The sequence below is a fragment of the Streptomyces sp. NPDC001157 genome (genome assembly GCF_053598255.1).
Window position 1 is genome coordinate 47,918 of the sequence record NZ_JBSFJW010000042.1, and the last position, 25,451, is coordinate 73,368.

18 protein-coding genes and 1 pseudogene are annotated in these 25,451 nt (G+C 68.6%); 12 read left to right on the forward strand and 7 right to left on the reverse strand.

Going from position 1 to position 25,451, the window contains the following annotated elements:
* The first annotated feature begins 97 nt into the window (after nucleotides 1-97).
* From ACWDAG_RS41315 to ACWDAG_RS41325, 3 genes and pseudogenes are all read left to right on the forward strand, one after another.
* Nucleotides 98-648, forward strand: a pseudogene (locus ACWDAG_RS41315) (pyridoxamine 5'-phosphate oxidase family protein).
* A 34-nt stretch (nucleotides 649-682) separates the two neighbouring features.
* On the forward strand, nucleotides 683-1,120 hold the full coding sequence (locus ACWDAG_RS41320; protein WP_450700713.1) for a VOC family protein: 438 nt from the start codon (nucleotides 683-685) through the stop codon (nucleotides 1,118-1,120).
* 178 nt (nucleotides 1,121-1,298) lie between these two features.
* A complete protein-coding gene (locus ACWDAG_RS41325) occupies nucleotides 1,299-2,144 on the forward strand; it encodes an alkaline phosphatase family protein (RefSeq protein ID WP_450700714.1) in 846 nt (281 codons plus the stop codon).
* 85 nt (nucleotides 2,145-2,229) lie between these two features.
* On the opposite strand, the gene ACWDAG_RS41330 is transcribed toward ACWDAG_RS41325, so the two are convergent.
* Nucleotides 2,230-3,591: a glutamine synthetase family protein gene (locus ACWDAG_RS41330; protein ID WP_450700715.1), complete on the reverse strand. Its 1,362-nt coding sequence runs from the start codon at nucleotides 3,589-3,591 to the stop codon at nucleotides 2,230-2,232.
* A 353-nt stretch (nucleotides 3,592-3,944) separates the two neighbouring features.
* On the opposite strand from ACWDAG_RS41330, the gene ACWDAG_RS41335 reads away from it, so the two are divergent.
* The 4 genes from ACWDAG_RS41335 (at nucleotide 3,945) to ACWDAG_RS41350 (ending at nucleotide 9,642) form a co-directional block, all read left to right on the forward strand.
* Nucleotides 3,945-4,619: a DUF3105 domain-containing protein gene (locus ACWDAG_RS41335; protein ID WP_450700716.1), complete on the forward strand. Its 675-nt coding sequence runs from the start codon at nucleotides 3,945-3,947 to the stop codon at nucleotides 4,617-4,619.
* A 1-nt stretch (nucleotide 4,620) separates the two neighbouring features.
* Complete coding sequence (locus ACWDAG_RS41340) at nucleotides 4,621-5,253, forward strand: DUF305 domain-containing protein (protein ID WP_450700717.1); 633 nt, start codon at nucleotides 4,621-4,623, stop codon at nucleotides 5,251-5,253.
* A gap of 224 nt (nucleotides 5,254-5,477) precedes the next feature.
* The gene (locus tag ACWDAG_RS41345; RefSeq protein WP_450700718.1) at nucleotides 5,478-7,418 is read left to right on the forward strand and encodes a S53 family peptidase; all 1,941 of its coding nucleotides are present in this window, start codon (nucleotides 5,478-5,480) and stop codon (nucleotides 7,416-7,418) included.
* 187 nt (nucleotides 7,419-7,605) lie between these two features.
* Nucleotides 7,606-9,642, forward strand: a complete 2,037-nt coding sequence (locus tag ACWDAG_RS41350; protein ID WP_450700719.1) for an NAD(+) synthase — start codon at nucleotides 7,606-7,608, stop codon at nucleotides 9,640-9,642.
* A 120-nt stretch (nucleotides 9,643-9,762) separates the two neighbouring features.
* Here the strand turns inward: ACWDAG_RS41350 and ACWDAG_RS41355 are convergent, their stop codons facing one another.
* Complete coding sequence (locus ACWDAG_RS41355; RefSeq protein ID WP_450700720.1) at nucleotides 9,763-9,984, reverse strand: hypothetical protein; 222 nt, start codon at nucleotides 9,982-9,984, stop codon at nucleotides 9,763-9,765.
* Nucleotides 9,985-10,620: 636 nt separating this feature from the next.
* Between ACWDAG_RS41355 and ACWDAG_RS41360 the strand changes: the two genes are divergently transcribed.
* Complete coding sequence (locus tag ACWDAG_RS41360; RefSeq protein ID WP_450700721.1) at nucleotides 10,621-15,039, forward strand: RICIN domain-containing protein; 4,419 nt, start codon at nucleotides 10,621-10,623, stop codon at nucleotides 15,037-15,039.
* A gap of 114 nt (nucleotides 15,040-15,153) precedes the next feature.
* Nucleotides 15,154-16,284, forward strand: coding sequence for a hypothetical protein (locus ACWDAG_RS41365; protein ID WP_450700722.1), 1,131 nt, complete (start codon nucleotides 15,154-15,156; stop codon nucleotides 16,282-16,284).
* Here ACWDAG_RS41365 and ACWDAG_RS41370 read toward each other — a convergent pair.
* The 5 genes from ACWDAG_RS41370 to ACWDAG_RS41390 form a co-directional block, all read right to left on the reverse strand.
* Complete coding sequence (locus ACWDAG_RS41370) at nucleotides 16,277-17,125, reverse strand: hypothetical protein (protein ID WP_450700723.1); 849 nt, start codon at nucleotides 17,123-17,125, stop codon at nucleotides 16,277-16,279. The two genes, ACWDAG_RS41365 and ACWDAG_RS41370, sit on opposite strands and share 8 nt — an antisense overlap.
* Before the next feature lie 338 nt (nucleotides 17,126-17,463).
* Complete coding sequence (locus ACWDAG_RS41375) at nucleotides 17,464-18,684, reverse strand: MFS transporter (RefSeq protein ID WP_450700724.1); 1,221 nt, start codon at nucleotides 18,682-18,684, stop codon at nucleotides 17,464-17,466.
* 102 nt (nucleotides 18,685-18,786) lie between these two features.
* Nucleotides 18,787-19,746, reverse strand: a complete 960-nt coding sequence (locus ACWDAG_RS41380; protein WP_450700736.1) for an endonuclease/exonuclease/phosphatase family protein — start codon at nucleotides 19,744-19,746, stop codon at nucleotides 18,787-18,789.
* A gap of 276 nt (nucleotides 19,747-20,022) precedes the next feature.
* On the reverse strand, nucleotides 20,023-20,664 hold the full coding sequence (locus tag ACWDAG_RS41385) for a TetR/AcrR family transcriptional regulator (RefSeq protein WP_450700725.1): 642 nt from the start codon (nucleotides 20,662-20,664) through the stop codon (nucleotides 20,023-20,025).
* Nucleotides 20,665-20,724: 60 nt separating this feature from the next.
* Nucleotides 20,725-22,314, reverse strand: a complete 1,590-nt coding sequence (locus ACWDAG_RS41390; RefSeq protein WP_450700726.1) for an MFS transporter — start codon at nucleotides 22,312-22,314, stop codon at nucleotides 20,725-20,727.
* A gap of 191 nt (nucleotides 22,315-22,505) precedes the next feature.
* On the opposite strand from ACWDAG_RS41390, the gene panB reads away from it, so the two are divergent.
* From panB to ACWDAG_RS41405, 3 genes are all read left to right on the forward strand, one after another.
* Nucleotides 22,506-23,381, forward strand: a complete 876-nt coding sequence (gene panB / locus ACWDAG_RS41395) for a 3-methyl-2-oxobutanoate hydroxymethyltransferase (protein ID WP_450700727.1) — start codon at nucleotides 22,506-22,508, stop codon at nucleotides 23,379-23,381.
* 175 nt (nucleotides 23,382-23,556) lie between these two features.
* Nucleotides 23,557-24,582, forward strand: a complete 1,026-nt coding sequence (locus tag ACWDAG_RS41400; RefSeq protein ID WP_450700728.1) for an ATP-binding cassette domain-containing protein — start codon at nucleotides 23,557-23,559, stop codon at nucleotides 24,580-24,582.
* Nucleotides 24,579-25,412: an ABC transporter permease gene (locus ACWDAG_RS41405; protein WP_450700729.1), complete on the forward strand. Its 834-nt coding sequence runs from the start codon at nucleotides 24,579-24,581 to the stop codon at nucleotides 25,410-25,412. The genes ACWDAG_RS41400 and ACWDAG_RS41405 overlap by 4 nt, the downstream gene beginning before the upstream one ends.
* Nucleotides 25,413-25,451: the final 39 nt, after the last annotated feature.

The following is a 25,451-nucleotide window of genomic DNA, read 5'->3' on the forward strand; positions in this document are numbered from 1 at the left end:
CGCCGGGGCGGGAGGACCGATGAGTTCCCCCGGCGGACGCGGTCTTCTCTTCGCAGGGCTTCCTGCACGGATTCTCCGGTACGAGGAGTGGCAGCCCATGGCGGACAACGACCCGCAGACCCGTCTCGACCCCGATTACAGCGACCCGCAGGCCACCGCGACCGCCTGGTCCGAGGCCGAGGCGCTGCTCGCGGAGGCCGAGCTGTTCTGGATCTCGACGGTGCGGCCGGACGGGCGGCCGCATGTGACACCGCTGCCCGCGATGGGGGCACCTCCCGCGCGAGCGAAGCCGAGCGTGGGGGAGGGCGGACGGTGCGCTGCACTTCTGCACGGGGCCCGAGGAGCGCAAGGCGAAGAACCTCGCGGGCAATCCGCAGGTCGTGCTGACGACCGGCAGCAACAGCTGGAACAAGGGGTTCGACCTGGTCGTGGAGGGCGAGGCGGTGCGCGTGGCCGAGGACGGCCGGCTGCGCGAGCCGGCCCGCCGCGTGGGAGGCCAAGTACGGCAGCTTCTGGCACTTCGAGGTACGGGACGGTGCGTTCCACCACGGTGGCGGGCCTGCGTTCGTATTCTCTGTGGCGCCCCGCACCGTTTTCGGCTTCGGTAAGGGGGAGCCGTTCAGCCAGACGCGGTGGCGATTCGAGTGACGTACGACCGACGCAACGACAAGGGAGTCGCTCCATGGAGATGAGCCTCGAAGTGATCCTGCTGCCGGTCTCGGACGTGGACCGGGCCAAGGAGTTCTACCGGGACAAGGTCGGCTTCCATGTGGACCTCGACGGCGAGGTGATGGAGGGGGTGCGGATCGTGCAGCTCACCCCGCCCGGCTCGGGGTGTTCGATCGCGCTGGTCGACGGGCTGCAGGTGCCGACCGGGACGCCGCAGCCGGGGACGTACCACGGGATGCAGCTGTGCGTGACGGACGCGAAGGCGGCGTACGAGGAACTCACCGCCCGTGGCCTGGACGTCAGCGAACCCGTCCAGTTCGCCCCTCAGGACGGCGCCACCTTCATGTACTTCAAGGACCCTGACGGCAACGGCTGGGCGATCCAGGAGTACAAGCGCCGGGAGACGGAGCCGCTGCACCAGGTGCTGGCCGACCTGGCCGCCCGGCAGTAGTTCACCCGATCTTCATCCTCCGGGTTGGGTGGAGTGGGACGCGGGCATCTTGACGTGAGCATGCTCTGTCCGCACCGCCGCCCCCGTCCTACCCCCACCGGAGGTTGATGTGCCCGGCAGCAGCTCTGCCCGCGCCGTTCGTTCTGGCCCTTCGCCGTTTCGCCGCAGCCGTACGGCCGTGGCGTCCGCGCTCGCCTTCACGGCCGCGGCCGTCGGCCTGTGGACCGGCCTCGGCGGCTCCTCGTCCGCCGCGTCCGGGGTGCCGTCCCCGGACCACGTGGTCGTCGTGGTCATGGAGAACCACGCGTACAGCCAGGTGATCGGCTCGTCCAAGGCCCCGTACATCAACTCGCTCAGGACCGGTGGCGCGAGCCTCACCCAGTCCTACGCCGAGACCCATCCGAGCCAGCCCAACTACTACGCGCTGTTCTCGGGCTCCACCCAGGGCGTCACCGACGACAGCTGTGTCACCCCGGGCTTCTCCTCGGCCGACAACCTCGGCTCCGAACTGATCGCCGCCGGCAAGACCTGGGCCAGCTACAACGAGTCGCTGCCGAGCGAGGGCGACACGACCTGCAGCGACGGCGACTACGCCCAGAAGCACAACCCGTGGTTCGGCTTCGGCAACGTACCGACGTCGTCCGCGAAGACCTTCGACGCCTTTCCGACCGACTTCTCCACCCTCCCCGACGTCTCCTTCGTCACCCCCGACCTGTGCAGCGACATGCACGACTGCTCGGTGTCGACCGGCGACACCTGGATCAAGAACAACCTCGGCGCCTACGCCAGCTGGGCAGCCACCCACAACAGCCTCCTCGTCATCACCTTCGACGAGGACAACCGCCTGTCCGGCAACCGCATCCCGACGGTCCTCTACGGCCAGCCGGTCACGGCGGGCTCCACCAGCTCCACCAAGTACAACCACTACGACCTGCTCCGCACCCTGGAGGACTCGCAGGGCCTGACGACCCACGCGGGCAACGCGGCCTCGGCGTCGGACATCACGGGGATCTGGGCCTCCTGAGACGCAGTGAGACGCCATGGGGCCGACGGTCCGTGACCGTCGGCCCCATTCGCCGCATCAGCGGAAAACCCGCTCTGACCTGCGCTTACAGCACCGGCAGGTTCTTCCGCAGCTCGAACGCCGTCACCTCGGAGCGGTACTCCTCCCACTCCTGGCGCTTGTTGCGCAGGAAGAAGTCGAAGACGTGCTCGCCCAGGGTCTCGGCGACCAGGTCGCTGCGCTCCATCAGGGTGAGCGCCTCGCCGAGGTTCTGCGGGAGCGGCTCGATGCCCATGGCGCGGCGCTCGGCGTCCGAGAGCGCCCAGACGTCGTCCTCGGCGCCCGGCGGGAGCTCGTAGCCCTCCTCGATGCCCTTCAGGCCGGCGGCCAGGAGGACCGCGTAGGCCAGGTACGGGTTGGCGCCGGAGTCCAGGGAGCGGACCTCGACGCGCGCGGAGCCCGTCTTGCCGGGCTTGTACATCGGGACACGGACCAGGGCCGAGCGGTTGTTGTGACCCCAGCAGATGTAGGAGGGCGCCTCGCCGCCGGCGCCGGCCGTGCGCTCCGAGCCGCCCCAGATGCGCTTGTAGGAGTTCACCCACTGGTTGGTGACCGCGGAGGTCTCCGCCGCGTGCTTGAGCAGGCCCGCGATGAAGGAGCGGCCGACCTTGGAGAGCTGGTACTCCGAACCCGACTCGTAGAACGCGTTGCGGTCGCCCTCGAAGAGGGAGAGGTGGGTGTGCATGCCGGAGCCCGGGTGCTCGGAGAAGGGCTTCGGCATGAAGGTCGCCTGCACGCCCTGCTCCAGCGCCACCTGCTTCATGACCAGGCGGAACGTCATGATGTTGTCCGCCGTGGAGAGCGCGTCGGCGTAGCGCAGGTCGATCTCCTGCTGGCCCGGGGCGCCCTCGTGGTGGGAGAACTCGACGGAGATGCCCATCGACTCCAGCATGGTGATCGCCTGGCGGCGGAAGTCCATGCCGATGTTCTGCGGGGTGTGGTCGAAGTAGCCGGAGTTGTCGGCGGGCGTCGGGCGCGTGCCGTCCAGCGGGCGGTCCTTCAGCAGGAAGAACTCGATCTCCGGGTGGGTGTAGAAGGTGAAGCCCAGGTCGGAGCCGCGGGTCAGGGCGCGCTTGAGGACGTAGCGCGGGTCGGCGAAGGACGGCGAGCCGTCCGGCATGAGGATGTCGCAGAACATGCGGGCGGTGCCGGGGGCCTCGGCACGCCAGGGCAGGATCTGGAAGGTCGACGGGTCCGGCTTGGCGATCATGTCGGACTCGTATACGCGGGCGAAGCCCTCGATGGCCGAGCCGTCGAAGCCGATGCCCTCGTCGAAGGCCTGTTCCAGCTCGGCCGGGGCCACGGCGACGGACTTGAGGAAGCCCAGCACGTCCGTGAACCACAGGCGTACGAACCGGATGTCGCGCTCCTCCAAGGTCCGGAGCACGAACTCCTGCTGCTTGTCCATCTTCCGCTTCCCCATCCTTGCTGGTCAGGCCGCCTGTCTCCCTGTCCCGCAGGAGGCGGTCGGGCACCTGAGCATCACACCACAACAGCATTTCGTCCGCGTTGCCGACCATGATCGGCCGACTGACCCGGGGCTGAACGCCTCACCAACGGCGGGTGTACTGCTCACCGCCCATCTTGCCTGCTCGGACCGACATCCGTAATGGGAGGCCCGGCAGAAGGTGACGAGCGCCTCCGCAGGCCCGGCTTTCCCTTGCCCCGTCTGCAAAACGTCACCGCTCTCCCACTACCATCAGGCGACCCGACCGACATTTTTTCCCACTCCCCACCCGATTCCCCCAGAAGGACACTGCGATGGCCACCGCCAAGAAGAGCAGCAGCGCGGCACGCAAGGCGCGAATAGAGGAGATGCGGCGTGCCGAGCAGGCCCGCGAGCGGCGCAACCGGATCCTGACGATCGGCGCGAGCGTGCTGGTCGTCGCCGCTCTGGTGGTCGGCGGTGTCTTCATCGTGAAGTCGCAGGACGGCAAGAAGAACGACAAGGCGAGCGACACCACGTCCTCGGGCGACGGCAAGGGGCACTTCGTCACCGGCAAGGACGGGGTGCGGACCTGGACGGGCAAGCTGGCCCGCACCCATGTCACCGGGACCGTCAGCTACCCGATGCACCCGCCGGTCGGCGGCAACCACAACCAGGTCTGGCTCAACTGCAACGGCGACGTCTACACCAAGGCCGTGCACGACGAGAACGCCGTGCACGCCCTGGAGCACGGCGCGGTCTGGGTGACGTACACCGACAAGGCGAAGAAGTCCGACGTGGACAAGCTGGCGGCGAAGGTGAAGCAGACGCCGTACTCGCTGATGAGCCCGTACACGAACCAGAGCTCGCCGATCGAGCTGTCGGCGTGGGGGCACCAGCTGAGCGTGACGAGCGCCGACGACCCGAAGGTCGCCAAGTTCTTCGAGACGTACGTCCAGGGCAAGCAGACCCCGGAGCCGGGTGCCTCGTGCACCGGCGGGACGATGTGACATGAGGAAGCACATCGGGTGGATCGCCGGGGCAGCGGCGGCCGCGCTCGTCGCCGCGGGGGCGATCACCTACGCGGTCGCCGAGGACGGCGGGTCGGGCAGCGGCGTGAGCACACCGTCCGCCGACTCCGCGGACGCCGGGTTCGCGCGGGACATGGCGGTGCATCACCAGCAGGCCGTCGAGATGTCGTACATCGTGCGCGACCGTACGAAGAACGCGGAAGTGCGGCGGCTCGCCTACGACATCGCGCAGACGCAGGCCAACCAGCGCGGCATGCTGCTGGGCTGGCTGGATCTGTGGGGGCTGCCGAAGGTGTCGGCGAAGCCGCCGATGTCGTGGATGGGCATGGGCGACATGCCCGAGCGCGGCGACGGCTCGCTGATGCCCGGCATGGCGACCAACACGGAGATGACGAAGCTCGGCACGCTCAACGGCAAGCAGGCCGAGGTCTTCTACCTGCAGCTCATGACGGACCATCACAAGGGCGGCATCCACATGGCCGAGGGCTGTGTCGCCAAGTGCAAGGTCGGGGTGGAGAAGAGTCTCGCGCAGGGCATGGTCGACGCGCAGCAGTCGGAGATCGAGCTGATGGCGGGCATGCTCAAGGAGCGGGGAGCGAAAGCGCGTTCTTAGCAGCTCCGTAACACTGCCGTAAGAACGAAAGCCTCAAATCGCCCTACATGACGGTTCCTTGAGCTTCTCTTGGCTTTCACATTCCCCTGGCATGGACGGTTCAGGGAAAGAGTGGCCCCCATCGCTTGATCCAATGCCCGCGCCTCCGCCGCGGAGCGGGACATCTACGCGGATCACAGCGACGACCGACCACACATGCGAAGAACCGCATCGCAGGGGGTTCTATGAGATCCAACCGCGCCAAACTGCGCGCCGTGAGCATGGCAGCAACTCTGCCCATGGTCGCGGGTGCGCTGGCGCTCGGCATACCCGCGGCGCACGCCGCGGACAACCCGGGCCGGAACGCACTCGCGGGCACCAAGCCCGCGTGGGCGACGGCCAAGGCGGACAAGGGCGACTCCTCCAACGGCGCCCAGGTCAACCTCAGGGTCTATTTCGCGGGCAAGGACGCAGCCGGTCTCGCCGAGTACGCGAAGGCCGTGTCCGACCCCAGCTCGGCCTCGTACGGCAAGTACCTGAGCGCCAAGCAGGCAAAGGCACGCTACGGCGCGACCAAGGCCCAGGTGGCCGCGGTCAAGTCGTGGCTGAGGTCCGCGGGCCTGAAGGTCACGGGCGTCACGCAGCACTACGTCTCCGTCTCCGGTGACGTGGCCGCCGCCGAGAAGGCGTTCGGCACCCAGCTGCACAACTACACCAAGGGCTCGAAGACCTACCGGGCTCCGGCGAAGACCGCCTCCGTCCCGGAGAGCCTGAAAAGCGCCGTCCTGACCGTCACCGGCCTGGACAACGCGCCGCACAAGGCGACCCACGACGACCAGCTGCCGCCGCCGGAGACCGTGTTCCGCAACTCCGGGCCGTTCTCCTCGTACTTCGGCTCGAACATCGCGAGCACGCTGCCGGACGCGTACGGCTCGAAGGTCCCGTACGCGATCAAGGGCTACACCGGCAAGCAGCTGCGTGCCGCCTACGGTGCGGGCAAGTACACCGGCAAGGGTGTCCGCGTCGCCATCACGGACGCGTACGCCTCGCCGTCGATCGCCTTCGACGCGCAGACCTACGCGGGCAAGCACGGCGACGCCAAGTGGACGACCGGGCAGCTGCACCAGGTGCTGCCCAAGAAGTACACGAACACCAAGGACTGCTCCGCCGCCGGCTGGTACGGCGAGGAGACCCTGGACGTCGAGGCCGTGCACGCGGTCGCGCCGGCCGCGGACGTCACGTACGTGGGTTCCGCGTCCTGCCTGGACGACGACCTGCTGGACTCGCTGAGCAAGGTGGTCGACAAGCACCTCGCCGACATCGTGTCCAACTCGTGGGGCGACATCGAGGCCAACCAGACCCCGGACCTCGCCGCCGCGTACGACCAGGTGTTCCAGTTCGGCGCGGTCGAGGGCATCGGCTTCTACTTCTCCTCCGGTGACAACGGCGACGAGGTCGCCAACACCGGTACGAAGCAGGTCGACACCCCGGCCAACTCGGCGTGGGTGACGGCGGTCGGCGGTACCTCGCTGGCGGTCGGCAAGAACGACACGTACCAGTGGGAGACCGGCTGGGGCACCGAGAAGGCTCTGCTGTCCGCGGACGGCAAGAGCTGGACCAACTTCCCCGGCGCGTTCACCTCGGGTGCGGGCGGCGGCACGAGCAAGACGGTCGCCGAGCCCTACTACCAGAAGGGCATCGTCCCGAACGCGCTCGCCACGGCCAACAGCGCCGACGGCAACCGCGTCGTTCCGGACATCGCGGCGATCGCCGACCCGAACACCGGCTTCCTGGTCGGCCAGACCCAGACCCTGCCGGACGGGAAGACCCAGGCGTACGACGAGTACCGCATCGGCGGCACCTCGCTCGCCGCGCCGGTCATCGCGGCCGTCCAGGCACTGGCCCAGGAGGCGCACGGCGGCAAGGCGCTCGGCTTCGCCAACCCGGAGATCTACGCCCGGTACGGCAAGGCCGTCTACCACGACGTCGTCGACAAGCCGACGGGCAAGGACCTCGCCGTCGCGCGCGTCGACTTCGTCAACGGCTACGACGCCACCGGCGGCCTGGCCACCTCGGTCCGCAGCCTCGGCAAGGACAGCTCGCTGTCCGCGGTCAAGGGTTACGACGACGTCACCGGCGTGGGCTCGCCCTCGACCGGCTACGTGGAGTCGTACAAGGGCCAGTAAGGCACCGCACCGCCGGTAACGGCAGCTGAGGGGCGCGGGATGTTGTTCATCCCGCGCCCCTTCGGCGTGCCTGGGGCATGCCTGAGGTGTGCCTGAGGTGTGCCTGAGGCATCTCCGGAGGCTTGTCCGGGGCGCCCATGACCCCCGCACCACCCATCGCGTCGCTCTGACGATTACACTGGCGTTCGTGCCTGCCTTGAACTTCTGGTCGATCTATCAGCACGGCTTCGCACGCGTCGCCGCGTGTACGGGCCACACCGTCATCGCGGACCCGCATGCCAACGCCGAAGCGGTCCTGCGCCACGCACGCCGGTGCGCCGAGGAGGGGGTCGCCGTCGCCGTCTTCCCGGAGATGGTGCTCTGCGGCTACTCGATCGAGGACCTGCTGCTGCAGGACGCGCTGCTCGACCAGGTCGAGCAGGCACTCGGTGAGGTTGTGGCCGGCTCGGCGGATCTGCTGCCGGTACTGGTGGTCGGCGCCCCGCTGCGGCACCGCAACCGGATCTACAACTGCGCGGTGATCGTGCACCGCGGCCGCGTCCTCGGTGTCGTACCGAAGTCGTACCCGCCGAACTACCGGGAGTTCTACGAGCGCCGGCAGATCGCCGACGGTGCGGACGAGCGCGGTGGTTCGATCCGGGTCGGCGGCGAGACGGTCCCCTTCGGCGTGGATCTGCTGTTCGCGGCGGACGACGTCCCCGGGCTCGTCCTGCACGCGGAGATCTGCGAGGACATGTGGGTGCCGGTGCCGCCCAGCGCGGAGGCGGCCCTCGCCGGTGCGACCCTCCTCGTCAACCTCTCCGGCAGCCCGATCACGGTCGGACGGGCCGAGGACCGCAAGCTGCTGTGCCGCTCGGCGTCCTCCCGCTGCCTCGCCGCGTACGTATACGCGGCGGCCGGACTCGGCGAGTCGACCACCGACCTGTCCTGGGACGGCCAGGCGATGGTCTACGAGAACGGCGTGCTGCTGGCCGAGACCGAGCGGTTCCCGCTGGGCGACGAGTACGCGATCGCCGACGTGGACCTCGACCTGCTGCGGCAGGAGCGGGCGCGGATGGGAACCTTCGACGACAACCGGCGCACGCACCGGGCGCGGACGAGTGACTTCCGCACGGTCGGGTTCGAGCTCGAACCGCCGGTCACCGATCTGGGGTTGCGCCGTCGCCTGGAGCGCTTCCCGTTCGTGCCGGCCGATGCCGAGCGGCTCGCCCTGGACTGCTTCGAGGCGTACAACATCCAGGTCGAGGGCCTTCAGCAGCGCCTCGCGTCGATCGGCGGCCCGAAGGTGGTCATCGGGGTGTCCGGCGGCCTCGACTCCACGCATGCGCTGATCGTCGCCGCGCGGGCGATGGACCGGGCGGGACGGCCGCGCAGCGACATCCTGGCCTGGACGCTGCCCGGTTTCGCCACCAGCGACCACACGAAGGACAACGCGCACGCGCTGATGCGCTCGCTCGGTGTCACCGCGGCCGAGTTGGACATCACGCCGACGGCACGGCTGATGCTGCAGGAGATGGGGCATCCGTTCGCGGCCGGTGAGCCGGTGTACGACGTCACCTTCGAGAACGTGCAGGCGGGGCTGCGGACGGACTACCTGTTCCGGCTGGCCAACCAGCGGGGCGGGATCGTGCTGGGCACGGGCGATCTGTCCGAGCTGGCGCTCGGCTGGTCCACGTACGGCGTGGGCGACCAGATGAGCCACTACAACGTCAACTCCGGCGTGCCGAAAACGCTGATCCAGCACCTGATCCGATGGGTCATCAGCAGCGAGCAGTTCGACGAGGAGACCGGCAAGATCCTCGCCGCGATCCTCGACACCGAGATCAGCCCGGAGCTGGTGCCGGGCGAGGAGATGCAGTCGACGGAGTCGAAGATCGGCCCGTACGCGCTGCACGACTTCACGCTCTTCCACGTGCTGCGGTACGGCTTCCGGCCGTCGAAGATCGCCTTCCTGGCGTGGCATGCCTGGCATGACGTCGAGCGCGGTGCCTGGCCTCCGGGGTTCCCCGAGGCCAAGTGGGTGGCGTACGACCTGGCGGAGATCCGGCGCTGGCTGGAGGTGTTCTGCCGACGGTTCTTCGCGTTCGCGCAGTTCAAGCGGTCTGCGATGCCGAACGGGCCGAAGGTGTCGGCGGGGGGTTCGCTGTCGCCGCGGGGTGACTGGCGGGCGCCGTCGGACAGTTCGGCGACGGCTTGGCTGCGGGATCTTGCCCGCTTCGACTAGCCGACCCGGCTACCGGACGTCGGTAGATGAGGCTTCAGCCGGGCCCACTCTTCGTTCGTAGGATCTCCCCGCCCCATGGCCACGCCAACGAGACGGGATCCGAGAAGTCACATGATCCGCCTAGTGCCGGTTGCGCGGGTGATTACGTGCCATGCGCTCATTGCCGTGCTTGTACGCACCTGTCCAGCGGGCCATCACCAATTGGGCATCACCCGACTCGACCTCCGCAAGGAACTTCTCGGCACGTGCACCACGCAACGTGCCAGCCGAACGGCCCTGATGGGTGATCGTCACGGTGCCGTCAGGGCGTTGGTCATAGGTGAAACCGAAGGGTCTAGGCATGGCCGGGATGTTAGGCGGTCTTGTCAGCCTCCAAAGAGGCCGAGTCCGGCCGCGGTCTGACGCTGGTCGACGTACTCGCCCAGCGTTGGGGCGTCGATCTGGGAGCGGATCGCAAAACGGTCTGGTGCGAGCTGGCGGCACCGGGGCGGTAGTCGGCCAGCCACCCCCGCACACAGAAACCCCACAGAAACACCTGTACCAACACTTCTGTGTGTGTCTACAGTGATGCCGCGCACCGACGGAGCCTGACCACTCCGTACGCGCACATCAGTCAGCGACCGGGGGAACGCCGTCGCTCACGGGGAGGGGTTGCATCGCCATGCCGTCGTACTGGCCATCCATGTGCGAGAGCCCGGCCAGGGGCCTGCACTTCTGAGTCTCCGTGAGACACCTTGCAATGCATTGCTCTGCGGAGCATCGGCCGATCAACCGGCGCATCCACACTCCGAGGAAAGTGGTGCTCCGTTGCCTTCCCGCCCAGGAAGATCCCGCCCAGGAAGATTGCTCCTACCAACTCCACGACATTCAGGGCTAGTTGCCCGAATCATCCTTCTGCTGACCGCAGTCGCGGTCGTCGCCGGCCTTGCTGTGCGACCCGACCTCGCCGATCTCTCGCACCACGATGACGCAAGCCTCGTGGGGGATTCCTACGACGGCTACGACATCAAGGCCGCTGAACAACTGCGCGGGGACCAGTGTCTGGCCGCTTACGCCCTCCGCGAGGGCGGACCGAACCTTTTCGCCCTGGCACAGGGCGCCATCGGGCTGCCAGCGGACCAGCTCCACCAGAAGCTCGACCGGGACCTCTACAACACCAACACCCCTCTGCACCAGGCCTATAAGGCCGACGACGACAACACCTTCCAGTGGCAGAGGAAGGCCGAAGACCAATGGATGGTGTGGACCAACGCCGTCAGTGGCCTGGATTCGTACCCTGGGGAGCCGCAGGGACCGCACGAGATCTACGACCGGATCGGCCTGCTTCCGTGGCTGTACCAGGCGTACTTCAAGTCGATCGACCTGTTCTCCCCGTTCTACGAGACATCGCCCACCGCTGACGACGGCACGAAGGCTGCCGCGGTCGCGATCGGCGACCAGCTGTACACCACCGGGGGGACACCGGAGGAGCAGCAGGCATGGGCGCTGTGGAAGAAGAACTCCGGCAAGATCGAACCCAATCAGCTGTTCGTTCCTCGGGTCTTCGCCGACGACGCCCGTATCTTCCTGTCCTCGGGCGGCTTTCCGCGCACGGCCCCGGCTCCGGACAGCACGGAGTTCCGTATCGCGGTCGAGGACCTGAAGGCCCGCTTCGGCACGTGCGCGTGGCACGACCCGATCGACCCGGACCGGGTTCTCGGCAAGGAGGTCGCGCAGGCGTCCGCCGAGTGGCAGCAGGAGATCGCTTCCCAGGCCACGCAGCGCCAGCAGATCCTCGCCGCCAACGTCGCCGCCACGAAGGCGTTGCAGGACGGCACCTTCACCCTGGGCAACGTCCTGGGCCAGTCGTGGATCGCGGACTACTCCACCCGCTGGCTGGACTACTACACCGAGGGCGGCCTCAACTGGATCGGTGACGCCCCGCTGCAGATCCAGGTGCCGGGCGCCGCCGGCAAGTGCCTTGAGGTCCAGGGATCCGCCAAGACCAACGGCTCCCCGGTCCAGATCAACAGCTGCAACAGCAGCAGCGCCCAGTGGCAGCTGTGGGGTGTCTACGACGGCCACTACACGCTCCTGAACGTCAACGCGCAGAAATGCCTGGAGGTGCTGAACGGCGCCAACGCCAACGGTACGAAGATCCAGATCAGGGACTGCGGCAGCAGCAAGGCACAGCAGTGGACGTTCAACGTCCGCGCCGCGGGCGAACTGCGCAACATCGCCACGGACAAATGCCTGAACCTGGCCACGTTCGACAACGGCAAGGACGCCCTGCTCAACGCGTGCAACGGCTCCGCCGCGCAGAAGTTCCGCATCGTGCCCAAGGGGCACACGGGCAGCGCGCCGGCGAAGGCCGACGTGGACAAGGCCAAGGCGAGCATCACGAACGCGCAGGCGGAGGCGAAGAAGCAGCTCGCCGCCCTCAAGGCGCAGCTCGCCACGGCACAGAAGGCCGCCACGACGTCGGACTCGGCCATCCAGGCCGCCTATGGCATCGCCGACACCAACGGCGCACCCAGGGGCCGGGGTCTGCTGGTCGGCCAGCAGAAGGACCAGGTCACCAAGGGGTCGGTCGCTGCTCTGCAAGCGATGGAGAAGGCCGCCGAGACGGCCGAGGCCGCCACTCGGGCCTCCGCCGGCGACACACAGACCATCACGCAGCGTGCCCTGGCCCAAGCCGCGCAGTCCAAGGCCGAGTTCCGCAAGGAAGCCGCCAAGGCGGCCGAATGGCAGGCGAAGGCCGCGGCCGACGCCGCGAAGATCCACCGGGACAACGCCAAGAAGGACAAGGAGACCGCGGAGGCCAAGCTCACCGACGCCCTCAAGGCCGAGGGCGACGCGAAGGCGGCCGCCGCCGACGCCCACGCCAAGCGGCTGGCCGCCGAGGCCGAGGAGAAGACGGCCAAGGCGGAGAAGGAGACCGCCGCGGCCAAGCAGGCCGAGGCCGCCGAGCACAAGAAGAACGCCGAGACCCAGGCGGCCGCCGCCAAGGACGCCAAGGACAAGGCCGAGGCAGCCGAGAAGACCGCCGAAGGCAAGCGCGACGACGCGGTCACGGCCCGCGACGACGCGAAGGACAAACGCGACGACGCCTGGGACGCCGAACAGAAGGCCGCCGCCGCCCGCGCCAAGGCGGACGCCAAGGACGCCTACGCCGACTCCCTCGACTCCGGGGACGCCGCGACCGCCGCCCGCGCCGCAGCGAACGAGGCGGACAAGCACGCGGACGACGCAGAAGCAGCAGCCACGAAGGCCCGTTCCGAAGCGGATGCGGCGACGAAGGCTGCGGCCGACGCCGACGCGGCAGCAACCCGAGCCGAGGCGGCGGCCAAGCGCGCCCGCTCCGACGCGGACGCCGCCCAGGCGGCGAAGCTGAAGGCGGACGCGGCGGTAAAGACCGCGACCAGCGCGGCAGCCGACGCCATCAAGGCATCCCAGGACGCCGCCACCGAGGCCAAGACCGCGGTGAAGCTGGCCGACGAAGCCGAGCAGCACGCCAAGGACGCCAAGACCCAGGCCGACGCCGCCAACACCGAGGCCGGCAACGCCCTCGTCGCCTCCGCGAAGGCCGCGGGCTACGCCCACATCACCGCGCAGGCGGCCGTGGACGCGGGCGAAGCGGCCAAGCAGGTCGCCAACCCCGCCAACGACGCGATCCAGCTCGGCTCCCCCTACGTCGACACCGACTCGGTGGCCGGCCTGGTCGTGCTGACGGGGCAGGCCTCGAAGACGATCGCGGAGCAGCAGCAGGCGGTCGCCGACGCGCACGCCAAGAACGCCGCCGCCGAGGCCCAGGCGGCGAAGAACCTCGCCGACCAGGCCAAGGGCGACGCCAAGGAGGCCTACCAGCACGCGGCGAACGCAGCCCAGTACGCCGCCGACGCCCGCACCTACTCCAAGGAGGCCCTCGGCTACGCGGCCGACGCAGCCAAGGCCGCAGCGGCAGCCCAGCGATCCCTCGCCCGCACCATCGACTACGACAAGCAGGCCGCCGACGACGCGGCAGCCGCCGACACCGCCGCAGGCAACGCCGAGGGCTACGCCAAGGACGCCCGCGACTCCGCCGACGCCGCCGCACTCGACGCCGAAGCCGCCCGCACCGCAGCCACCCAGGCCGAACAGGACGCCAAGGACGCCCGCTCCGCCGCCGACCGCGCCGACGCAGCCGCCACCGAGGCCGAACAGGCCGCCAAGGACGCCGACAAGTACGCCAAGGAGGCCCAGGACGCGGCCGACCGCACTGAACGGGAGGAGGCCAACAAGGAGGCGTCCCAGGGGTCCGGAACGGGCATTCCCGGTGTGTTCGCCGTCCCGGACGAGTCCACCGTCCAGATCGTCAGCAGCAAGCAGATCGGCACCTGCCCGGGCATGCCGGAAGCGGCCTTCCAGGGCTGCAACGCGACGTACGACCTGGTCGTCACCTACGAGGCCGACTTCTACCTGTGCACGGATCAGAATGCGCAGGCCACCGCGGACGGCTGCCCGAAGTCGGCGTGGCAGTTCCTCCAGCGGACGACCTTGAAGAACATCAAGATCGACAACTGGCAGCACCACTTCTCCGGCAAGGACATCGTCCGCGCCGGATGGCAGAGCCTCTTCGGTGACGTGCCCGGAGCGATCCTGTTCTCCTTCTTCGCCGAAGACTTGATGGACTGCTGGCACGGCAGCAAGAGCGCCTGCGCCTGGAGCCTCGCCATGTACGTTCCGGTCGAAGGCGTGCTCGCCCCGATCTCACGTGCGGTCATGGCCCTCGATGCCGCTGCCAGGACGGGAATCGGGTTCGAGGACGCGTTCAAGGCACTGCGCGCCCTCGACGGATTGTCCGAGACAGCCAAGACCGGTATCGGCCTCAAGGCTCTCGACAAGCTCGTCAAGACGTGCACCAGGAGTGCCCTTGCGCCGCGTGCGCCACTTTCCGCCCGTATATCCGCGGCCGGAAGCACATGCCCGCTGGCGCTGATCGCCTACAACAGCGACGAGATGAGCCACCTCGCATACAAGTACCGGGTGGAGAACGGATACTTCGGGGCGGATCACAACGTGGCTGTGGCGAAGGTGCCGGGCTGGAACGATCCCAAGACCGGTGACTACGTGATCGCCAACAGCAAGTTCAGCGGCCATTCCGAGACGGAAATCCTGGACAGGCTGAAGGAAAAGGGCGTCGATCCCACGAAGATCACCGCTCTGTACACCGAACGGCAGCCGTGCCCCGGCTGTGACGACGCTCTGAGCAAGGCTCTCAAGGAAGGGACCGTGATCACCTACTCCGTTCCCTACACGCCTGAGATCGCGTCCTATTCGAAGAGTCTCCTCCTGCGCTATGTCAAGCAAGCCAACGGCGGACGGTTGACTCGTTCCGTGATCCGTGGCCAGGGCGCCGAAGCAGAGAAGCACGACTGACCGGGATCAGCGATCCAACCGCTCCCAGGTCCTGCCGGGACTTCCGTCTCGGCAGGACCTGGGAGAATCGGCACGGGTTGATTTTGATACGTATGACTTGTTCAGGAGGGCCCCTTGACTTACGTTGATCCCCAGAAACGCGCAAATGCCGAGAAAAACGGCTCTCCGCACGCCCCGGAAGAAATCATTGCCGAGTGGTATGCGCTGGCGGAAGCGGTATGCCGAGAGCTGCAACACGCAGGGCTCCCTGCTTACTTGCAACATCCGGAGACCTTGGCGGACGGGCAAACCGGCGCATGCATTCACGTCGACACCGTTGAGAGTCCTGCAGGTGGCGTCCATGTCAGCTGGAACGCCGGTGAACCTCTGACGGAGGCGGTCTTCGAATTCATGCAGCCGGACCGGCTCGATCTCGGAGAACCCATGATCGCGTACGGTACGCGAGTCGTTTCACTGATGGACGAGACGATCAGAAGCGTGCTCACGCTTGCCGGTTTCCGCACCTGTGACGCGGCCGAACTCGAGGACTCGGCCCCGGGCACCCACGTGGCAGGCCGGCAGTCGAGACAGTGGTACATCGAGCACATTCTCACGGAGGGTGTACTGGGTCTCGTCGCCGCCATCCGCTCCTGCGACCCGAGCGGTGACCATCCCGGTATCAGCGCGGAGGGCAAGGCCCGGCTGACCGGACGTGGCATCCGGATCGTGCAGGACGGTCTGCACCGTCTGCCGGACGACGACCGGCAGGAACTCGTCCGCGGCCTGCGCAGGCTCGCCGGAGCGATGCACAGCCAGGACATGGCATCCAGGGGGTTCTGGGGGGCGGGCCGGTCACTGCTTGAACTGCCCGACGAACTCTGCCTCCCCACACCGAAACCGCCGGCCGTGTCCCGTACATCGGTGACCCGGTCTTATGTGCTCGCGGCCGCGTACACGGCTCTGCTCGGCAGTATCGAACTGGCCGACGAGGAAACCGTCGGTCACGACGATGCCGTAAAGATCACCGAAGCATGGAAGGGAACATTGCTGAGGCGGCTGGACCAGGCGCCCGACGAGGACCGGCAGGAGCTGATCCGCCTCTTCCGGGAGACCGCCTGCGAGGAGACCGACCCCGCACACAAGGCATTCGCTTCCGGTTTCCCGGAGGCCATCGGTTTGGTCGCGGGACGGTCGATGGGTGTGGTGCCGGGTCGCCGTGATGCGTGGCGACCCGGCACCGGCGGTGCTGTCGGACCGGTTACCTGACGTCGACGAAGTCGCCGGGCGCCGTTGACGCGGCGGTGGTGGCGGTGCCGGCGAAGACGTAGCGGTAGTAACCGTCGACCGTGGCCGTGGTGGTGGTCTTCAGGACGCCGGTGCTGTTCGTCCTGACCGTCTTGAGCGTGGTGTAGGTGTTGCTGCCCTTCTTGCGGAACTGCAGCTTCGCGGGCTGGGACACATAGCCCGCGAACCTGCCCGTCGACCAGTTCGCGCGGGCGAGTTTGCCCGTGACCGTGATGGTCTTGCCCTTCTTGACCGGCTCGGGCGTGGCGTCGGCGGTCAGCGTGGAGGCCTTCTTGATCGAGACGGTGGCGACGTCGTCGTTGTAGCTGGCGTTCGCGTACAGGTCCCAGCCACCCAGGAACAGCTTCCAGGTCCCGGCCACGCCGTTGTCCTTCATGTCGGTGGCGGGGTGGATGTTGAAGACGGCCTTGCAGGTGTACGTGCCCTGAGTCGCCGTCTCCGTGCAGTTGGGGTCGTCGTCCGTCCCCAGGCCGCCGGTGATGCCGTCCGTGGTCGAACTGTCGGTGCCCTGCCACAGGAAGGCCTCGGTGACGGCGACGCCGCTCTCGTCCGTGGCGGTGTAGGTGACGGTGACGGTCTTCGTGCCGGTGGTGCCGAGGACGATGTCCTTGCCCCCGTTGATGACCGCGTGCGAGAACTTCATGTTCCCCAACGAGTCCCTCGGCTGAACGGACTGCGAGATGAAGGAACTGAGCTTCGCCTCCGCACCCGTCCGTACCGCCGCCTGGGCGGCCACCGGAAGAGCGAGCGCGGACAGAACGGCGGCACCGGAAACGACGGCGGCCGCAACGCGTATACGCATGAATCCCCCACGGGAAATTTAGAGGCCCGCCCAAGTCCCCTCTTGGTCAGGCCTGTTGATCTCCGCATCATAGGGACACGCTTCACAGTCAGTGAAGATCCTTTGGGTAAATTGTGCATCTTTCCCGGCACGTGCACGTGGGGGTGGCGGGCGACCGTTGACTACGTCGCACCGCTGCCTTCGCATCAGTCCGCGGCGTTGACCGTCCGTTCAAACCGAATCCCTCAGACGTCCTGAGGGCAAAGAGGTGCAGCCCGGGCCCAGGAGGCGGGGCCTTCGCGCACGAATGCGGGCAAGGCCGTCGGGGACGAGAAGCACCCGCCCCGAGGCCCGCCCACTCAGCGATGCACCGCCCCCGCCTCCCGCGGGACATGGGAAGCGACCACGCGCGCCCGCGCCTCGGCAGGGACGCGCCGACGGTCCACCGCGTAGGCCGCGCCGGCCACCGCGAGGCCGAGCACCGCCAGCCCCGCGCCCGCCAGCGCCGGAGAGGTGGCCCCGAAGCCCGCCGCCAACGCCAACCCGCCGATCCACGCTCCCCCGGCATTCGCCAGGTTGAACGCCGCCTGGTTCGCCGAGGACGCCAGGGACGGTGCCGCCGAAGCCTTCTCCATGACCATCAGCTGCAGCGGCGACCCGGTGATGAAGGCCGCCGCGCCCAGCAGCATCACCGCCAGGGCCGCGCTCCACTGCGTCGACATCAGCAGCGGGAACAGGGCAAGGACCCCTGCCAGGGAGACCAGACCGCCGAACAGCGTCCCCCGCAGGGAGTGGTCCGCCAGGCGGCCGCCCGCCAGGTTGCCTACCGTCGCCCCCACGCCGAACAGCGCCAGCAGCATCGTCACGTTGCCCTCGGCGAACCCGGCGGAGTCCGTCAGCATTGGGGTGATGTAGCTGTACGCGGCGAACAGCGCGGCGAAGCCTGCCACGGTCGTACCGAGCGCCAGCCAGACCGGCACGGACCGCAGGGCGGCCAGTTCGCCGCGCAGGCCCGTTGCGGAGGCGGCGTGGGTGTGGTCGTGCGGGATCAGGGCCGCCAGGGAGGCGATCGCCGCGAGGCCGATCGCGCTGACGCCGAGGAACGTGGCCCGCCAGCCCAGTTGCTGCCCCATCAGCGTGGCGACCGGCACACCCACCACGTTGGCGACCGTCAGGCCGAGGAACATCAGCGAGACGGAGCGGGCCTTGCGCTCCGGGGCGACCAGGTTCGTCGCCACGACCGCGCCGACACCGAAGAAGGCACCGTGCGGCAGACCACTCAGGAAGCGGGCCGCCAGGAGCGAGTCGTAGCCGGGGGCGAAGGCGGAGAGCGCGTTGCCCGCCACGAACAGGGCCATCAGGCCGATCAGCACCGTGCGGCGGGACATCCGCGCGGTGACCGCGGCCAGCAGCGGGGCGCCGATGACGACGCCCAGCGCGTACGCCGAGACCAGGTGCCCGGCGGTGGGGACGGAGACGTGCAGGTCGTCCGCGACGTCGGGCAGCAGGCCCATCATCACGAACTCGGTGGTGCCTATTCCGAAAGCGCCGACGGCCAGAGCGAGCAGGGCCAGGGGCATGAAGGGGCCTGTGCCTTTCAAGGTGAGAGGGGGAGCGGAGTCCGTACCAAAGTTTAAGTTCAGTTACGGAACAAAGTCTCTCAGGCCCACTATTCCGGGAGGTTACGAGCTGGTGGCCAGGCTCACACGGGCCGCGATCGGCAGGTGGTCGCTCCCGGTCCTGGGCAGCGTCCACGAGGTCATCGGCTCGATGCCCTGGACCATGATCTGGTCGATCCGTGCCATCGGGAACGAGGCCGGCCAGCTGAACCCGAAGCCGCTGCCCGCCGCGCCCTGCGTGGAGCGCATCTGGGAGGTGATGCCGTTGAGGGAGCGGTCGTTCATCGTGCCGTTCAGGTCGCCGAGCAGCACCTTCCGCTTCAGCGGCTCGTGGGCGATGGCCTCCCCCAGCGCGCCCGCGCTCCTGTCGCGCTGCCGGGCCGTGAACCCGGCCTCCAGCTTCACCCGCACCGACGGCATGTGGGCGACGTAGAAGGCGACCTGCCCCTCGGGCGTGGTCACGGTGGCGCGCATGGCGCGGATCCAGCCCAACTTGATGTCGACGCCACTGACCCCGGTCATGGGGTACTTGCTCCACAGCCCGACCGTGCCCTGCACCGAGTGGTACTTGTACGTCGACGCCAGCGCCTTCTCGTACACCGGCACCGCCGACGCGGTGAGCTCCTCCAGGGCCAGCACATCCGCGCCGGACGCGGCCACGTCACGGGCCGTGCCCGAGGGGTCGGGGTTGTCGGCGTTGACGTTGTGCGTGGCGACGGTCAGGTCGCCGCCGCCGACGGTCTTGTCGGTCAGCAACCCGCCGAAGAGGTTCAGCCATACGGCCGCGGGCAGCACCACCGCGATCAGCGCGGTCGCCGACCTGCGCACCAGCGCGAGCAGGAGCAGCACCGGGACCAGAAGGCCCAGCCAGGGCAGGAAGGTCTCGGTGAGGCTGCCCAGGTTGCCGATGCGGTTGGGGATGCGGGCGTGCAGCAGCATGACCAGGGCGAGGATCACCGCGAGGGCGGCGACAACGATGCCGCGGCGCCAGATTCTGGGGTCGCCCCGCCATCCGGAGACCATGCGGTTGAGCAGGCGCCGAAGCCGGTCTCCCCGGTGCTCGGGCCCCGAGCCGCCGTTGTCCGTCTCCGTCACATACGCCTGCTGCGCCATACCGCGTCGCCTCACTGCCTGCCGTGCAACCCGTCCGTCCCCCCTGTCTGAAACCCTAGGGGATGATCGAGCCTGTCCCTGCCGTCGCATGACGGCCGTACGGGCACGAGGACGACGAACCCGGCGCGGGGAGTTCCGGATGCGGCCCCGGAAAGCGCCCTCTGTGACGCAACGCGCACATTCGGTCTAGGTGGTTGAGGATTTGACGGGTCGTAGCCCCTCGAGGAGCGTGTCCACGATCTGCTCCGACAGGCCCTCGGAGAGGTCGATCTCCGCGTCCACCTCCGGACGCATGACGGTGCGCACCAGCATCGGGCCGATGATCAGGTCGTTCAGCAGGTCGACGTCGACGTCCTCGCGGAGTTCTCCGTTCTCCTGACCGCGGCGCAGGATCTCGATCTGCAGTCTGCGCCGCGGCCGGACGACGGAGGCGTGGTAGGCGGCCCAGACCTTGGGGCTGCTCTTCATCTGCGCGAACACGTTGTGCAGGAGAGCCGAGCTGCGGGTAGCGACGCCGCGCTGCCGCAGCTGCTCCAGGAGGGCCACCAGGTCGTCGCGCATGGAGGTGCCGGGGAGTTCGGCGTCCGGGGGCTCGGCGGCGCGTACGACGTCGACGAAGAGCTCCTCCTTGCCGCTCCAGCGGCGGTAGATGGTGGCCTTGCCGACGCCCGCCGTGCGGGCGATCCGCTCGATGGAGAGTTCGGCGAGCGGCACGCCGTCCTCCAGGAGCTTCAGCACGCCCTCTATGACGGCGCGTTCGACCGCCTCACTGCGGGGGCGTCCCCTGGAGGGCGCCCCCGGAGGGGCCGGACTGTCGGCCAGACTCACTTCTGCGTCCCTTCGTCGTGCTGGAGCAATTCTCCCTGCCCCCCAGTGCGGCGGAAGACGCTATTCCGCCGCTGCCACCAACTCCTGCTCCTCCTCGCCCTGCTGACGGGCCGGCGGCTTCCCCGGCAGGAACAGGAACGCCACGAGCGCGCCGAGGATCGCGACGACCGTGCCGCACAGCGCGGTCACGTGCATGGCGTGCAGGAAGGCGTCGTTGGCCGGGGTGACCAGGGCCCTGCCCTGCGGGCCGAGCTTGGCCGCGACGCCGAGGGTGGCCTCGATGGACTCGCCGGCCGTCTCCCGCAGCCCGGCCGGGAGGTGCCCCAGCTTGCCCTCGATGCCGGTGCGGTACGCCGTCGAGAGCACCGAGCCGAGGACCGCGATGCCGAGGGCGCCGCCGACCTGGCGGAAGGTGTTGCTCAGCGCGGACGCGGAGCCGGCCTTCTCACGCGGCAGCGCCTGCATGATGACGACGCTGGTCGGGGTCATGACGTGCGCCATGCCGGCACCCATGAGGAAGAACACGACCTCCAGGACCCAGATCGGGGTGTCCGCCTCGAAGCCCGCGAACGCGGCGAGCATCCCGGCGAGCAGCAGCAGCCCGACCCCGGTGGTGACCTTGTTGCCGAACCGGTCGACGATCAGCCGGGCCCGCGGCGCGAAGATCATCTGCGCGGCGGCCAGCGGCAGCATCAGCAGACCGGACTGCAGCGGCGAGTAGCCGCGCACGCTCTGGGTGTAGAACACGGCGAAGAACGTGACGCCCATCAGCGCGAAGAAGACCAGCGCGATGGCGGCCATGGCGGCCGAGAACACCTTGTTCCTGAAGTACGTGACGTCGAGGGAGGGGTGGTCGCTGCGCTTCTCGAAGACGACGAACGCGGTGAGCACGACGAGACCGGCGGCGATGGTCGACAGCACCTGGACGTCCGTGAAGTCGGCGAGCTCGCCGCCCTTGATGATGCCGTAGACGAGCAGGACCAGGCCGACCACGGACAGCACGACGCCGATGGGGTCGAGCCGGCCGGGCCGCGGGTCGCGGGAGTCGGGTACGAGCCAGATCATCAGGGCGAGTGCGAGGAGCACGATCGGCACGTTGATGAGGAAGACCGAGCCCCACCAGAAGTGGTCGAGGAGCACACCGCCGGTGATCGGGCCGATGGCGATGGCGAGGCCGACACCGCCGGCCCAGATGCCGATGGCCTTGGGCTGCTCCTCGCGCTCGAAGACGTTCATGAGGACGGCGAGAGTGGCCGGCATCACGAAGGCCGCACCGAGGGCCATCAGGGCGCGGTAGGCGATCAGCTGGCCCGGTGAGCCGGACTCGGCGGCGAGCGCGGAGCCGAGGCCGAACACGACCAGACCGCCGAGCAGCACCTTCTTGCGGCCCACCCGGTCGCCGATGAGGCCGGCGGTGAACAGCAGACCCGCGAAGACGAGCGTGTAGGCGTTGATCGCCCACTCCAGCTCGCTCTGCGTGGCGCCCAGCCCGGTCGGGGCCGGGGTGGAGATCGTCTTGATGGCGACGTTCAGGATCGAGTTGTCGAGCACCACGATCAGCAGGCTGAGCATCAGGACGCCGAGGATGGCCCAGCGACGCCGGTGCACCGCCTCGGGTATCCGGGGCGCGGGAACGGGTGGAGTCGTCATGTCCTCCAGGCTAGGCGAATTCCGATACGAGACGGTCCCGTATCGTAAATATTTTACCTGGACCTTACGTCCGCCCCCGCGTGCGGTACGTGACGGAGCTCCCTCTGGTCCTGGCTGGCACGAAGTGCCACCATGGGGGTGATCCGGGGACGCCGTCAGGGCGCCTCGAGATGACTGAAGGAGCCGTTGCAATGACGCAGCTTTCGGCTGCCCAGACTGTCCGGGACAGGTCCTCCGACGGCAGCAAGGCGCTGTACGGGGGCAAGGGCACACGCCGTATCACCGTTCGCGACATCGCCCTCGCCAAGGAACGCGGCGAGAAGTGGCCCATGCTCACCGCCTACGACGCGATGACGGCGTCCGTCTTCGACGAGGCCGGGATCCCGGTGATCCTCGTCGGCGACTCGGCGGGCAACTGCCACCTCGGGTACGAGACCACCGTGCCCGTCACCATGGACGAGATGACCATGCTGTCGGCCGCGGTCGTACGCGGCACACAGCGCGCCCTGATCGTCGGCGACCTGCCCTTCGGCTCCTACCAGGAGGGTCCCGTGCAGGCGCTGCGCTCGGCGACCCGGCTGGTCAAGGACGCCGGGGTGGGGGCCGTGAAGCTGGAGGGCGGGGAGCGCTCGCACGAGCAGATCCGGCTCCTTGTCGAGTCCGGTATCCCGGTCATGGCCCACATCGGGCTGACCCCGCAGTCCGTCAACGCGATGGGCTACCGGGTGCAGGGGCGCGGCGAGGAGGCGGCGCAGCAGCTGCTGCGGGACGCGAAGGCCGTGCAGGACGCCGGGGCGTTCGCGGTGGTGCTGGAGCTGGTACCGGCGGAGCTGGCGGCCGAGGTGACGCGGGTGCTGCACATTCCGACGGTCGGGATCGGGGCGGGGCCCGAGACGGACGCGCAGGTGCTGGTGTGGACGGACATGCTGGGGCTGACCTCCGGGCGGGTGCCGAAGTTCGTCAAGAAGTACGCGAACCTGCGTGAGGTCATGGGGAACGCGGTGAAGGAGTTTGCGGAGGACGTGGTCGGCGGGGTGTTCCCGTCGGAGGAGAACTCCGTCCACTAGAGCCATCGCGGCACAGAGGCAGCCCGCCGATCATCCCCCGTCGGCGGGCTGCTGCTTTGTTTCTCGGGGGCGGAAACCCCGGGCGGGCTGGTGTGTCGGCGGTCTGTAGGCGTCGGCGAAGTCGTGTCGGTGGTATGTCGGTCGTTTGTCGGTCGGCCCTGTCACCTTCGTTGTCATGACGCGAATCGACAACAACCCCAGCGGCGGAAACACCGCCGTCACCGTGCGGGGGATGGTCAAGCACTACGGCGAGACCAAGGCACTGGACGGCGTCGACCTGGATGTGCGCGAGGGCACCGTGATGGGTGTGCTCGGGCCGAACGGCGCCGGCAAGACCACCCTCGTGCGGATCCTGTCCACACTGCTCGCCCCCACCTCGGGGCAGGCGACCGTCGCCGGATACGACGTGCTGCGCCAGCCCCGGCAGCTGCGCCGGGTGATAGGCCTCACCGGGCAGTACGCCTCGGTCGACGAGAAGCTCCCCGGCTGGGAGAACCTGTACATGATCGGGCGGCTGCTCGACCTGCCCCGCAAGGAGGCACGTGCGCGTGCCGACGAGCTGCTGGAGCGGTTCTCGCTCACCGATGCCGCCAAGCGGCCCGCGAGTACGTACTCCGGCGGTATGCGGCGGCGGCTCGACCTCGCGGCCTCGATGATCGGGCGCCCTCAGGTGCTGTTCCTCGACGAGCCCACCACCGGGCTCGACCCGCGCACCCGCAACGAGGTGTGGGACGAGGTCAAGGCCATGGTCGGCGAGGGCGTGACCGTGCTGCTCACCACTCAGTACATGGAGGAGGCCGAGCAGCTCGCCTCCGAGCTGACCGTCGTGGACCGCGGCAAGGTCATCGCGGGCGGTGCGATCGACGAGCTGAAGGCCAAGGTGGGCGGACGGACGCTGCGGGTGCGGCCCGCCGATCCACAGCAGCTGCGGCCGCTCGCCGCCGCCCTCGACGACCTCGGCATCACCGGGCTGGCCACCACGACCGTCGACACCGAGAGCGGTTCCGTGCTCGTCCCGATCCTCAGCGACGAACAGCTGACCGCCGTGGCCGGCGTGGTCCTCGCGCAGGGCATCACGATCAGCTCCATCACCACCGAACTCCCCAGCCTGGACGAGGTGTTCCTGTCCCTCACCGGCCATCGCGCCAGTGCCCCGCAGGACGCCGTACCCACCGACACCCTTGAGGAGGTCGCCGTATGAGCGCGGCAACCGCCACCGCTCCGGCCGCTCCGGCCGCTCCGGCCGCCGATGCGCGCATCTCGCTGCGCGGCCACCTGCGCCACACCGGCGCGCTGATCCGCCGCAACCTGCTGTGGATCAAGCAGGACCCCGAGTCGATGTTCGACGTGCTGCTGATGCCGGTCATCTTCACCCTGCTGTTCGTGTATGTCTTCGGCGGCTCGATCGGGCAGGCCCTGGGCGGCGGACAGGACAGGTACGTGCAGTACGTCATCCCGGGCATGATCGCGATGATGAGCATGACGCTGTCGCAGGGCGTCGGCACCGGGTTCAGCCAGGACTTCAACTCCGGTGTCATGGACCGTTTCAGGTCGCTGCCGATCGGGCGCGGCTCGGTGCTGTTCGCGAAGGTCTCGGTGGAGCTGGTGCGGATGCTGTTCGCGACCACCGTGCTGATGATCGTCGCTGTGCTGGTCGGGTTCCACATCCACCACTGGGGCGGCCTGTTCGCGGCCGTCGGACTGTCCGCGGTGTTCGCCTCCTCGATCATGTGGGTGTTCCTCATCCTGGGCGTGGTCCTGAAGAACGCGCAGTCCGTGCAGGCCATGGGCTTCCTGGTGCTGTTCCCGCTGCAGTTCGGCTCGTCGATCTTCTCCCCGACGAAGAACATGCCGGGCTGGCTGCAGAACTTCACCGACTACAACCCGCTGTCCACGCTGGCGGACGCGGCGCGCGGACTGATGGTGGGCGGCCCGGTCGCGCACGACCTGTGGGTGACGCTCGGCTGGTCCGTGGCGCTCACGGCGGTGGCGGCGCCGTACGCGATCCACAAGTTCCGTACCAAGAGCTGACGTTCAGGCCCTACGGCACCTACGGCACTTCGGTCCGCG

Excerpts from the sequence above, each read along its gene's own strand:
- ACWDAG_RS41355 (WP_450700720.1), bottom strand. The coding sequence starts at position 9,984 with ATGCCTAGACCCTTCGGTTTCACCTATGACCAACGCCCTGACGGCACC.
- ACWDAG_RS41370 (WP_450700723.1), bottom strand. The coding sequence starts at position 17,125 with ATGCGTATACGCGTTGCGGCCGCCGTCGTTTCCGGTGCCGCCGTTCTG.
- ACWDAG_RS41390 (WP_450700726.1), bottom strand. The coding sequence starts at position 22,314 with ATGACGACTCCACCCGTTCCCGCGCCCCGGATACCCGAGGCGGTGCAC.
- panB (WP_450700727.1), top strand. The coding sequence starts at position 22,506 with ATGACGCAGCTTTCGGCTGCCCAGACTGTCCGGGACAGGTCCTCCGAC.
- ACWDAG_RS41375 (WP_450700724.1), bottom strand. The coding sequence starts at position 18,684 with ATGCCCCTGGCCCTGCTCGCTCTGGCCGTCGGCGCTTTCGGAATAGGC.
- ACWDAG_RS41400 (WP_450700728.1), top strand. The coding sequence starts at position 23,557 with ATGACGCGAATCGACAACAACCCCAGCGGCGGAAACACCGCCGTCACC.
- ACWDAG_RS41340 (WP_450700717.1), top strand. The coding sequence starts at position 4,621 with ATGAGGAAGCACATCGGGTGGATCGCCGGGGCAGCGGCGGCCGCGCTC.
- ACWDAG_RS41335 (WP_450700716.1), top strand. The coding sequence starts at position 3,945 with ATGGCCACCGCCAAGAAGAGCAGCAGCGCGGCACGCAAGGCGCGAATA.
- ACWDAG_RS41320 (WP_450700713.1), top strand. The coding sequence starts at position 683 with ATGGAGATGAGCCTCGAAGTGATCCTGCTGCCGGTCTCGGACGTGGAC.
- ACWDAG_RS41405 (WP_450700729.1), top strand. The coding sequence starts at position 24,579 with ATGAGCGCGGCAACCGCCACCGCTCCGGCCGCTCCGGCCGCTCCGGCC.
- ACWDAG_RS41380 (WP_450700736.1), bottom strand. The coding sequence starts at position 19,746 with ATGGTCTCCGGATGGCGGGGCGACCCCAGAATCTGGCGCCGCGGCATC.
- ACWDAG_RS41345 (WP_450700718.1), top strand. The coding sequence starts at position 5,478 with ATGAGATCCAACCGCGCCAAACTGCGCGCCGTGAGCATGGCAGCAACT.
- ACWDAG_RS41330 (WP_450700715.1), bottom strand. The coding sequence starts at position 3,591 with ATGGACAAGCAGCAGGAGTTCGTGCTCCGGACCTTGGAGGAGCGCGAC.